The following is an 11,748-nucleotide window of genomic DNA, read 5'->3' as shown; positions in this document are numbered from 1 at the left end:
GCAGCGACAGCGGCGGAGGCAGCGACAGCGGCGGAGGCAGCGACAGCGGCGGAGGCAGCGACAGCGGCGGAGGCAGCGACAGCGGCGGAGGCAGCAACAGCGGTGGAAGCAGCAACAGCGGTGGAGGCAGCAACAGCGGTGGAGGCAGCAACAGCGGTGGAGGCAGCAACAGCGGCGGAGGCAGCGACAGCGGCGGTGGCAGCGACAGCGATGGGGGCAGCGATGACCGGGGCGGCCAGGGCGAGCATGCCGGCGGAGAGCAGCATGGTGGTGGAGAAAAACATGCAGGGGGAGAACGCCATGGGGGTGGCCGCGGGTTTGGCAATGGCGTTGATGACAACGGCGTGGATGCCGTCGATGCCAACGGCAACAAGCTCAGAGGCGATGGCACAGTCGATGACAACGGCGTAGATGCCGTCGATGCCAATGGCAACAAACTCAGGGGCGATGGCACGGTCGATGACAACGGTGTGGATGCTGTCGATGCCAACGGCAACAAACTCAGAGGCGATGGCACAATCGATGACAACGGTGTGGATGCCGTCGATGCCAATGGCAACAAACTAAGAGGTGACGGCACGGTCGATGATCGCCAGCAAGTGCTTACCGATGAGCAGGAGCGGGCGCTGCTCAACAACGGTTTTCGCCAACAGGGGCAACCATGATGCGTTATCTGCTACCACTCTTCCTGCTCGGCCTCGCTGGCTGCGCCACGGTCGACACTCCGCCACTTTACCATCAGATGGATAAGACAGATGTTCAACTGGCCAATCAGGCCCTTGCCAAAGCGCTGGAAACCCGCACCAAAGGGCAGAGCCTCACCTGGTTCAATCCGGCTAACCGTCACTCGGGTAGCGTCACCCCGCTACGCACCTTCCGCCATACCAGCGGGGAGTGGTGTCGCGACTATCGCGAGCAACTCTATATCGGCAAGGCCAGCCAGCAGTGGCAGGATACCGCCTGTCGCAATCAGGAAGGGCGCTGGCGGCCATTGCGAACTTAGTGAGTGCCACGGGTGATGAATGAAAGGGGGTAGCAGCGCTACCCCCTTGTCATCTTTACCGATCCGCTATCCGGGCGGTGAATACGCGGTTATACCCGACGATAGGGCAGGTAAACCGGCTCCCACATGTGGTTGAGGATATGCTGCTGCAGATCCTGACCGATTAGCGGGTGGGAGGGATCCCGGCGCACGATATCCTTGAGCACGGCGGTCGCTACATGCACCGAGATGCTGCGCAGCTCGCGAATGCGGGGATAAACGGCCCCTTTCGCCAGATCCACCTCACTCACGCACTCGGCCAGCGCAAAGGCGGCGGTAGTGAATACATCGGGTGTGATCTCGCGGATCTGGCTGACGATGGCCGCCAGACCTACACCGGGGAAGATAAAGACGTTATTGCCCTGCCCGACCCGGAACTCCTGCCCCTCGTAGCTCACATCCTTGAACGGGCTGCCAGTCGCAACAATGGCTTTGCCCTTGCTCCAGCGGTAGATATCCTCCGGCAGCGCTTCACAGTTGGCGGTCGGGTTGGAGAGCGGGAACACCATGGGGCGCTCGCAATGCTGCAGCATCAGCTGGATATGCTCTTCCTGGAAGGCGCCGCCCGAGCCGCTGGTACCCAGCAACACGGTAATGGGCACATGACGCAGCACATCGGCCAGATTAGCCTTGCCGGGCACCTCGGTGTCCCAACCCGCCAGCAGCAACCCCGGTTTGGCGTAGCGGCGCTTGTACTCGTCGAGCCCGTCCCGGTTGTCGCACACCAGCCCCTGGGTATCCAGAATGTAGATGCGATCGCGGGCCGCCTGCGGATCCATCCCCTCGCGGATCATCCCCGCGCAGATCTGATCCGCGACGCCGACCCCGCCGGCGCCAGCGCCATAGACCAGATAGTTCTGCTGGCCCAGGGTCTCCCCCTTGACCTTGACCGCGCCGATGATACCGGCCAGCACCACGGCACCGGTGCCCTGAATATCATCGTTGAATGACGGCAGTGACTGCTGGTAGCGGGCCAGATTGTTGAAGGCATTGGATTTGCTGAAGTCTTCCCACTGCAGCACGGCGTTGGGGAAGTGGCGCTTGACCCCCTGCACGAACTTGTCGATGAACTCTTCATACTCCTTGCCGCGAATGCGCTTGTGGGGGCGGCCCAGATACATGGGGTCATCGAGCAGTTTCTGATTGTCGGTGCCCACATCCAGCGCGATGGGCATGCAGCAGGCGGGGTGAATACCGGCCCCCAGGGTATAGAGCGCCAGCTTGCCGATGGGGATGCCCATGCCGCCAACACCCTGGTCGCCGATCCCCAGAATGCCCTGGCTGTCGGTGACGACTATGATGCGGATCGATTTGGCATCGAAGTGACGGGCCTGACTGCCCATGTCATCCACGTTGTCCGGGGTGATGTAGAGGCCGCGCGGCTTCTGGAAGCGGTGGCTGAACTCCTGACACGCCTTGCCCACGGTCGGGGTATAGATATAGGGAGTCATCTCCTCCACATGGCGTGACAACAGGGCATAAAACAGGGTTTCGTTGCGATCCTGCAGAGCACGCAGGTTCTGGTACTTCTCGATATCGCTGCAAGCGCTCTTGAACCCCTCATACACTCGCTCGAGCTGGGCTTCAAAAGTTTGCACCTGAGGCGGCAGCAAACCATCGAGATCAAAATCGGCCCGCTCCTGTTCGGTAAAGGCTGTGCCCTTGTTGAGGTATCGATTGTTAAGCAGATCAGTGCCGGTCAGTGCAACGGGGCGAAAATCCTGTCCCTGTGCATCTTTCCACAGCAGATATTGTCCGGTAGCCATAGTCATTCTCTTTGATTTACGTGAAATTGCCGTTCGGCAGGAGAGCAAGACTCATAATGAAATCAATCATATGACGTTTACTCGATCGGTTTTGTGAGCTTGGGCATACCCTGCGGCCAAAATAGGCGCCCGGCGACCCCGGCGAGACAAATATCCACGGCAAGGAATGAGACTCATGTTAGCATTGCGGGCAACCCAGCCCCTTTCACCGCATCACAGCCGGGAGTGATCTGATGCCCTCGCCTCTGCCAGCCTGCGCCCCCTTCTTCCTGCCATGCGCCTGATCCCGCTGCTTGCTCTGTGGTTGTTTCTGGCCTGCCAGTCGGCTCTCGCCGCACCGGGCCGGGTGCTCAACATCATCGTGGGTGAATGGCCCCCTTTCGTCTCCGAGCAATCAAAACAGCACGGGCCAGTGGCCCACCTCATCAGCGATCTGTTCAAGGAGGCGGGCTATGAGGTGAAGTTCCACTTCGCCCCCTGGGGTCGGGTCTATTCGCTGGCGGCCAACAGCCAGCTCTACGACGCCACCGCCGTCTGGATGCACAAACCGGAGCGGGAGCTGGATTTTCTGTTCAGCGAAGCGGTGCTGCAGGAGCAGTTTGTCTTCTTCTCCCTCAAATCACGGCAGCTGCGGGCCGAGCGCCTTGAACAGATCATCGGCATGCGGTTGGGGGGCGATATCGCCTACAGCTACGGGCCCGAGCTGGACAAGATGGTGGCCGATGGCAAGGTAACCCAACAGAAAGTCACCGACGTGAAACTGAATTTCGGCAAGCTGCTGCGCGGGCGGATCGACCTCTATCCGCAAGAGCTGCGAGTCGGTCTGGCCGAGTTGCAGAGCCAGCTCGACCCCGCCAGCGCGGCACTCATCATCCACAGTCAGACCCCTTTTCTGCGCAACGACAGCTTCGTGATGTTCCCGCGCAAGATGCCGGATTCAGCCAAACTGCGGGATCAGTTCAATCAGCAGTTGCAGCAGGCCATCGCCAGCGGACGTTATAAGCGCTACTTCGAACGGCTGGCCCGGGGCGAATATTGACCTTGGCGAGGCAAAAACAGAGGGGATAAAACAACGGTGGCGGCCCTTTGTGGCCGCCACCTCTGTGATGCTTGTCAGCTGCTGGCATTAGCCGCTGATGCCCACCTCCAGCTTGAACGGCGTCTTGGCCTTGCTGCTCTCGGCCGCCCCCATCTGGTAGACCCGAATGGTATAAGTGCCCTTGGCGGGCAGGGTTGCCTCAAAGTTGTTCCCTTCGGTAGAGCCGATAAACATCGCCTCCCCCTTGCTGCCCGGCGGCAGAATATTGAAGTAGGGCTTGCCGGTCAGGATCACCACCATGCTCTGGCCCTTGTTGGCCGTCAGCTTGTAATCGAGGGTCTGGCTACCCTGAATGGTGCCGTTGATAGTCGCCCCTGACTCCCCCTTCTTGAACTGCACCTGCTGGGTCTTGATCCCGTCAGCCGCCTGCGCCACGCCCGCAATACCACCGAAGAGCGCAGATGCACATACCGCTGCCAGCCATGCTTTTCTCATCATTTGTCATCCCTTGTGTGAATGGAACCCCTGTTACTGTTGCTCAAGGTGGCCCAAAAAACCATCGCCGTTTGCGGCATCGCTCAATCAATTTGCCATCACAATCGACCCGCCATCAAAAGGGGCGCCGCAGCGCCCCTTCTCTTTACTCTTTGTCGACCATCAGCTTGATTTACCCGCCTTGGGCTCATCGAGGGTGTGCTTCACCTCCTCATACCAGAGGTCATGGTGCTCCTTGGCCCAGGTCTCGTCCACCTCGCCGGTCACCATCCCCTCCAGCGCCCCTTCCAGCTGGAACAGGCCCATGTAGATATGGAAGATGAAGCCGCAGATAAGGATCAAGGCGCCTACGATATGGATGAAGCTGGCCCACTCCATCTGACGGCGCAGCTGGCCGAAGATGGGGAAATCAAGGAACAGCCCGGTCGCCACCACGATGCCGCCAAACCAGATCAGTAGCCAGAAGATCGCCTTCTCGCCGCCGTTGGAGAAGCCCGCCGAGGGGTGACTTCCCTTGTGTTTGCCGAGCATGCCGCCAAACTTCATGAACCACTGCACATCCACCATGTTGACGATGTTGTGGCGGAACCACTTGATGAGTACCCCCATCAGGCAGAGGAAGAAGAGCGGCCCCACGTAGTTGTGGAACACCTTGGCAAACCAGATCCAGTTCTCCCACACCCCGAGGCTCACCACCGGCTTGATGAAGTACTTGCCGTAGATGATGGCCAGCCCCGACCCGGACAGGGTCAGAAACATGGCCGCCGTGGTCCAGTGCAGCGCCCGATCCAGCCGGCTCCAGCGCTTGAGCTTGCGCCCGGTGCGCGGTTTGGAGAGCTTGGTTTGCCCCACCACCAGATACATCAGACCGCACATGGCCAAGGATCCGAAGATGGCGATGGCACCGAGCGGCGACACCCACTTGGTCTTCACCTCGAACCAGAGCTGGCCCGGCACCGAGATAAGCACTCCGTGCTCCGGCGAGCGGGAGGTGGTCACCCCCTCCTGCCCATCCTTCACCGCCCGCCAGTAATCGGCGCCGGCAAAGCCGACCGCCTCTTTCTCGGCATCGGCGAAACTCGCGGTACTCACCATCAGCAGGGCAGCAAACAGGGCCATTAGCCAGGTTTTCATGCCGCCCCTCCCTGCTTGTTCAGCTTGCTGGCATCGTGGAACAGCTCATCGCCATTACCCCAAGCCGCATCCTTGGCACCGCGATAGGCAACCCGCTCGCGGAAGATATCGGAGATAACCTGCGCATCCCCAGCCAGCAGTGCCTTGGTGGAGCAGAGCTCGGCACACATGGGCAGCTTGCCCTCGGCGATGCGGTTGGCACCGTACTTCTGGCGCTCCGCCTCACTGTGATCCTCCTCCGGGCCACCGGCGCAGAAGGTGCACTTGTCCATCTTGCCCCGATCGCCAAAGGCGGCAGTTTTCGGGAACTGGGGGGCACCGAACGGGCAGGCAAACAGGCAGTAGCCGCAACCGATGCAGAGATCCTTGTTATGCAGCACTATACCGTCGTCAGTGTGATAGAAGCAGTCGGCCGGGCAGACCGCCATGCAGGGGGCATCGGTGCAGTGCATGCAGGCGACCGAGATGGAGGTCTCACCCGGCAGGCCGTCGTTGAGGGTCACCACCCGTCGGCGCTGGATGCCCCACTCGAGGGCATCGTCGTTCTCGTTCTTGCACGCCGTCACACAGCCGTTGCACTCGATGCAGCGCTTGGTGTCACACATGAATTTCATTCTGGCCATGGGATCAGGCTCCTACTTTGTGAAAACGGCACAGGGTGACCTTGGTCTCCTGCATCTGGGTGACCGGGTCATAACCATAGGTGGTGACTATGTTGACCGACTCCCCCAGCACATAGGGGTCAGACCCTTCCGGATATTTGGATCGCAGATCCTTGCCCTCGAAGTGGCCACCGAAGTGGAACGGCATAAAGGCGAGCCCCGGTTTGACCCGCGGGGTCACCAGCGCCTTCACCTTGACCCTGCCCCCTTCCGGCCCCTCGACCCACACATCCTGACCATCGCGCACACCGACATCGTTGGCATCCGCCGGGTTCATCTCGACGAACATCTCCTGCTGCAATTCAGCCAGCCAGGGGTTGGAGCGGGTCTCGTCGCCGCCCCCCTCGTACTCCACCAGACGGCCGGAGGTGAGGATGATCGGGAACTCCTTGCTGACGTCCTTCTCCTGCACCGAGGCGTACTGGGTCGGCAGGCGCCACAGGCTCTTCGAATCAGGCCAGGTGGCGTAGTCGGCCAGCAGATCCCGGCGCGGGGTGTAGAGCGGCTCGCGGTGCTTGGGCACCTGATCCGGGAAGGTCCACACTACGCAGCGCGCCTTGGCGTTGCCGTAGGGCACGAAGCCATGCTTGATGGCGACCCGATGGATACCGCCGGAGAGATCGGTCTTCCAGTTCTTGCCCTCGGCCTCTTTCTTCTCGGCCTCGGTCAGCTCATCCCACCAGCCGAGCTGCTTCATCAGGTCGGCAGTGATCTCGGGATAGCCGTCTTCCACCTCGCTCCCCTTCGGCCAGGAGTCTTCGGCGAGCAGCGAGACGCCCTGATACTCGATGCCGAAGCGGGCGCGGAAACCACCGCCCCCTTCCGACACCGGAATACTGGTGTCGTAGAGGATGTGGCTGCCGGGGTGCTTCATCTCCGGGGTGCCCCAGCAGGGCCACGGCAGACCGTACACTTCGCCACTGACCGGGCCCCCTTCGGCCTTGAGGTTGGTCTTGTGGAAGGTGTGCCAGTTCTGCTGATGCGCCTTGAGCCGCTCCGGGCTCTGGCCGGTGTAGCCCACGCTCCACATGCCGCGGTTATATTCGCGGGTGATGTCTTCCAAGAGTGGCTGATTGTTCTCCACCTTGATGTGCTTGAACAGCTGGTCGGCAAAGCCGAGCTTCTTGCTCAGCAGATACATGATCTCGTGGTCGACCTTGGATTCGAACAGGGGCTCAATCACCTTGTCGCGCCACTGCATGGAGCGGTTGGTGGCGGTGACGGAACCATAGGTCTCGAACTGGGTGGTGGCCGGCAGCAGGTAGACGCCGTCAGTGCGATCGTTCATTACCGAGGCGACGGTGGGATACGGGTCGACAATCACCATCATGTCGAGCTTTTGCATCGCCTTCTTCATCTCGGGGCCGCGAGTCTGGGAGTTAACCGCATGGCCCCAGTAGAACATGGCGCGGATATTGGAGCCCTGCTCGATGAGATCGGCGTTCTCCAGTACCCCGTCCACCCAGCGGGAGACCGGAATGCCGTTGTTGTTCATCGGCAGCTTGCCATTGTAGGCCTTGTTGTCGAAGCGGGCCTTGATCCACTCGTAATCGACGTCCCACACCCGGGCCCAGTGCTTCCAGGAGCCCTCTTCCAGACCGTAGTAGCCGGGCAGGGAGTCGGAGGTGACGCCAAAGTCGGTGGCCCCCTGCACGTTGTCGTGACCGCGGAAGATGTTGGTGCCCGCCCCGCTCTTGCCCACGTTGCCGAGGGCCAGTTCGAGGATGCAGTAGGCACGGGTGTTGTTGTTGCCGGTGGTGTGCTGGGTGCCGCCCATGCACCAGACCACGCAGCCGGGACGGTTGTCGGCCAGCAGCTTGGCGGCGCCATAGACCTGCAGCTCGTTGAGGCCGGTCACCCGCTCCACTTCGGCCGGAGTCCAGCGCGCCACCTCTTTTTGCACCTCGTCCATGCCGTAGACGCGGGTGCGGATAAACTCCTTGTCTTCCCAGCCATTCTTGAAGATGTGCCAGAGCATGCCCCAGATAAAGGCAACGTCGGTGCCCGGACGCAGGGAGAGGTACATGTCCGCCTTGGCGGCGGTGCGGGTGCGACGCGGGTCAACTACCAAAATCTTGCAGCCGTTGCGCTCTTTTGCCAGCAGGATGTGCTGCATGGCGACCGGGTGGGCCTCCGCCGGGTTGGAGCCGATAAACATGATCGACTTGCTGTTGTGCATGTCGTTCAGGCTGTTGGTCATGGCGCCGTAGCCCCAGGTGTTGGCGACCCCAGCGACCGTGGTGGAGTGGCAGATCCGCGCCTGGTGATCCACGTTGTTGGTGCCCCACAGGGACGCCATCTTGCGAAACAGGTAGGCCTGCTCGTTGGAGTGCTTGGCCGAGCCGAGCCAGTAGACGCTGTCGGGGCCGGACTCCTTGCGAAGGCGCAGCACTTCGTTGCCCACCTCTTCGATGGCCTGATCCCAGCTGATGCGCTGCCACTTGCCGCCCACCAGCTTCATCGGGTACTTGAGGCGACGCTCACCGTGGCCGTGCTCGCGCAGGGCCGCCCCCTTGGCGCAGTGACCGCCCAAGTTGAAGGGGTGATCAAAGGCCGGCTCCTGACCGGTCCAGACGCCGTTCTGCACCTCGGCATATACGCCGCAGCCCACCGAGCAGTGGGAACAGATGGTGCGCTTCACCTCGACCGGCACCTCGGCCGCCACGGTTTTGGCCTCGGCCCGCTGCATCATGGCTGGCGCCAGCCAACCGGCGGCCACGGCGCCACCGGCCACCAGACCCGAGTTGACCATAAAGGCGCGGCGGGTCAGCCCCTGACCGCGAATGGCCTCATTGCCCTGCTCGCCCGCCTGGGGCTGCTCGGCACGTTTTGTCAGTTTCATGAGTTCTCCTTCACTGATCCGGCTCAGTCGGTGCCGCGCAGGGTGCGATAAAAGTCGTGAACATGGGGGGTCTCCCGATAGCCCTTGTCAGGCTCGGTGTCGTGGGTCAGCACCTCTTTGCCCACCACCCGACCGGTGGCACCGGCCAATACGCCTATGGTGGCGACCACGCCAACTCCCTTGATCAGATTGCGGCGAGACGGGTCTTTCAGCTGTTCATCGCTCATTCTTGTGACCTCTGTTGTTGTTCTTGCTGGCGCCTGCGCGCCAGCTTCGCGTCCAATGGGATATCTCGTCTGCTCGTTTTGTTATGCGCAGCTCTTGTTATGCGCAGATAAGGGCGTTCAGCCCCTCACCACGCAGGCGCCAAACGGCAGGCGCAATTCGTTTTCCAGCTTGAAGAAATCTTCGGCAAGGGCGCCGACCGCCCGGTAGAAGCTGCCCCCTTTCGCCTGTTGCTGATCGCGGCAGCAGGCGAGTACCCAAGGGGCAAGGTGGCGCTCATAGAAGCGGTTGCGCTCCGGATGCTGCTCGCCAATCAGTACCGCCATCACCTCACAGAGGGCGGCCAGATGATCTTCCGGCTCGCACACTCCGCTCTGGCGCTCAAAACCGAGGGACTGCAGATCTGCGCGCAGCACCGCCAGCGGCAGCTCCATCAAAGAGCCGGTGAGATACCAGGAGGCAAACGGCAAGATCTCCCCGCGCCCCAGCCCGATAAAGAGATCCTGATACTCCTCGGCAAGCTCGTTTTCGTGGTGGCTGCTGGCCGCCAGCTGCACCAGCCCCAGCCCTCTGGCAAAGGGGCCCGGCATCGGCTGCAACCCTTGCAGCCAGGCGAGCTGTTCGTCACGGGGGGCGGCGCGCCAGAGGCTTGCCAGCAGGGCGTAGAGATCGGCGCTACTCTGTTCCAGTTCGGTCATGGTCAGTTCGCCAGCCTTTTCGTTATGTTGTTCACTCATCACTGGCCCTCACACCTTGAGCTGGGAGACGGGATCCGCCGCCAGCGCCGCAAACACATCCTTGACCCGACACTCCTCGCACATCAGCAGCCGCTGGGCGGCCTCGTTCTGGAAGTGGGAGTGACCGGCCAGTTTTTGCTGGATGCGGCGGATCATCGAGGCGGGCGCGAACGGCTTGGAGCAGCGAATGCAGCAGGCCGCCTCTTCGGCTTTGAGGCTCTGCACGGCGCGGCGCGCCTCGGGCACGGGTTGCAGGCGGGGCGTGAGCACTATGGCCTGCTCGGGGCACGCCTTTTCGCACATGCCGCACTGGATGCAGTCCTGCTCGATAAAGTTGAGGCCGGGCGTGTGCCCAACCGCATGCAGGGCGCGGCTCGGGCAGACCGCCACGCAGCCCATGCAGAGGGTGCAGTCAGACTCTTTCAGTTCCACACTGCCGTATGGGGCACCGTGGGGCACCGCCAGCGGCTCGCGACTCCCTTCGTTGGCCTGCCAGAGGGCATCGAAGGCGGCAAACAGGTTTTCCCGTTTGTCCCCTTTGAGCGGCTTCTCCAGCAGGGCAACGGCTGACTCACAGGAGATCGGCTTATCTTGTTCGGCATCCGGGTTAAACAGGGCGATGCGATCGGCAGCAAGCCCAGCGCCCACCAGCAGCACGGCGGCGCTCGCCAGTTCCCGCTCAACCAGTGCCCGCACACTTGCGGGGGCATCGTCACCGAGCGCAATGCTCACCGCGCTGGCGCCATAGGAGAGTGCGGCGAACCAGCTCTCGATACCCAAACTCGCACTCTCCTCCACCCAGACTGGCAGCCAGTTGGCGGGCAGGCGGGTGAGTTCGGCTTCCACCCATTCGCGCTCGTTTTCACCGGCGATCAGCAGTCGAGGCGCTTCGCCACCCGCCTCTCGGTAGTGCTTGAGCAATCGGAACAGGTAGTCGCCGCTGGTGTTGGCATCGGGCTGGTGATAGGCAATCGCCCCGGTCGGACAGGCAGAAGCGCAGCTACCAAAGCCCTGACAGAGATGGGGATCGATCTGGATGCGACCATTGATGGGCTTGAGGGCATCGGTCGGACAGACATCGAGGCAGCGGCTGCAACCGGGCACGCCGCGGGCGGTAAAGGCGCAGGCCTCGGGGTCGAGGCGAAAATAGCGCGGCTTGTCGAAAATACCGGTCAGTGCGCAGATCTCGGCAAGCCGTTCGGCCAGCCCTTGGTCATCGGCAAGATGCAGATAACCGACCGGCGGGCGCTCCAGCGCAAAGAGCGGGGTGCGGCCCAGATCGGCCACCAGATCAAAGCGTGGTTCGCCATTTTCCGCAGCCAGCTGAGTAAAACAGAGCGCCGCCAGATTAACCCGCTCACCCTGACCATTAAGGCCGGTAAGCTGGAACTGCCCCAGATACCCTGTCAGGCCCGGTTCGCGCAGGGTCAGGGCCGCGAGGGATGCGGTGGCATCGAAAATGGTTTCGAGATCGGCCGCCTCGGCATCGTGGACCGCTTCGATCACCAGCAGAGTGGGCTTCACCCCGGCAGGCAGCAGGTTGGCAGCACGGCGAATGCGATCTTCCGGGCCGACCAGCAGCAGGCGCCCCTGACTCTGGTAAGAGACAGTGGCCGGGATCAGGTTGTCGGTCTTGACCGTATGCTGCAGGGCATAGGCGCGAGCGCGCGCGTTATGCTCGGCCGCCCCCGCCCCATGGGCAAGATTGGAGGCTAGATTTGGGGCCAGATTTGGCAATGTTTGTTCAGTGCTCACATACGCTCCTGTGCGCGCCACCTCATGGGATGGGCGCTTGTTGGTAAGCCG

General features: G+C 61.9%; 10 protein-coding genes and 1 pseudogene. 3 read left to right on the top strand and 8 right to left on the bottom strand.

Annotation, left to right across the window (positions count from 1 at the left end; all coding sequences use genetic code 11):
- Positions 1 to 665: pseudogene (locus tag AB5Y99_RS21055) on the top strand (hypothetical protein); the annotation flags it as partial.
- Complete coding sequence (locus AB5Y99_RS21050) at positions 662 to 1,003, top strand: RT0821/Lpp0805 family surface protein (RefSeq protein WP_368210815.1); 342 nt, start codon at positions 662 to 664, stop codon at positions 1,001 to 1,003. The pseudogene AB5Y99_RS21055 and the gene AB5Y99_RS21050, both read left to right, overlap by 4 nt.
- 89 nt (positions 1,004 to 1,092) lie before the next feature.
- On the opposite strand, the gene AB5Y99_RS21045 is transcribed toward AB5Y99_RS21050, so the two are convergent.
- Positions 1,093 to 2,808, bottom strand: coding sequence for an NAD-dependent malic enzyme (locus tag AB5Y99_RS21045; protein ID WP_058055721.1), 1,716 nt, complete (start codon positions 2,806 to 2,808; stop codon positions 1,093 to 1,095).
- Positions 2,809 to 3,082: 274 nt separating this feature from the next.
- Here AB5Y99_RS21045 and AB5Y99_RS21040 point away from each other — a divergent pair, with 274 nt between their 5' ends.
- Positions 3,083 to 3,847 carry a substrate-binding periplasmic protein gene (locus AB5Y99_RS21040; protein WP_368210814.1) on the top strand — a complete coding sequence of 255 codons (765 nt, stop codon included), beginning with the start codon at positions 3,083 to 3,085 and terminating at the stop codon, positions 3,845 to 3,847.
- Between the two features lie 87 nt (positions 3,848 to 3,934).
- On the opposite strand, the gene AB5Y99_RS21035 is transcribed toward AB5Y99_RS21040, so the two are convergent.
- From AB5Y99_RS21035 to AB5Y99_RS21005, 7 genes are all read right to left on the bottom strand, one after another.
- Positions 3,935 to 4,345, bottom strand: coding sequence for a hypothetical protein (locus AB5Y99_RS21035; RefSeq protein ID WP_013723543.1), 411 nt, complete (start codon positions 4,343 to 4,345; stop codon positions 3,935 to 3,937).
- Between the two features lie 159 nt (positions 4,346 to 4,504).
- Entirely contained in the window at positions 4,505 to 5,476 is a 972-nt protein-coding gene (locus AB5Y99_RS21030; RefSeq protein WP_069528638.1) for a formate dehydrogenase subunit gamma, read from the bottom strand.
- The gene (gene fdh3B / locus AB5Y99_RS21025; RefSeq protein ID WP_005334799.1) at positions 5,473 to 6,099 is read right to left on the bottom strand and encodes a formate dehydrogenase FDH3 subunit beta; all 627 of its coding nucleotides are present in this window, start codon (positions 6,097 to 6,099) and stop codon (positions 5,473 to 5,475) included. Before fdh3B ends, AB5Y99_RS21030 begins: the two co-directional genes overlap by 4 nt.
- A 4-nt stretch (positions 6,100 to 6,103) precedes the next feature.
- On the bottom strand, positions 6,104 to 8,980 hold the full coding sequence (locus tag AB5Y99_RS21020) for a formate dehydrogenase subunit alpha (protein WP_368210812.1): 2,877 nt from the start codon (positions 8,978 to 8,980) through the stop codon (positions 6,104 to 6,106).
- A 23-nt stretch (positions 8,981 to 9,003) separates the two neighbouring features.
- A complete protein-coding gene (locus AB5Y99_RS21015; RefSeq protein ID WP_005303194.1) occupies positions 9,004 to 9,207 on the bottom strand; it encodes a transcriptional initiation protein Tat in 204 nt (67 codons plus the stop codon).
- Positions 9,208 to 9,324: 117 nt separating this feature from the next.
- Entirely contained in the window at positions 9,325 to 9,942 is a 618-nt protein-coding gene (locus tag AB5Y99_RS21010; RefSeq protein WP_368210810.1) for a molecular chaperone, read from the bottom strand.
- 9 nt (positions 9,943 to 9,951) lie between these two features.
- Entirely contained in the window at positions 9,952 to 11,697 is a 1,746-nt protein-coding gene (locus tag AB5Y99_RS21005) for a 4Fe-4S binding protein (protein ID WP_368210808.1), read from the bottom strand.
- Between the last annotated feature and the right edge of the window lie 51 nt (positions 11,698 to 11,748).

It is taken from the genome of Aeromonas sp. R4-2 (assembly GCF_040908295.1).
Classification (GTDB): Bacteria; Pseudomonadota; Gammaproteobacteria; order Enterobacterales; family Aeromonadaceae; genus Aeromonas; species Aeromonas veronii.
The sequence above is the reverse complement of the archived record's forward strand: the minus strand, read 5'-3'. Positions and strand labels throughout refer to the sequence as shown.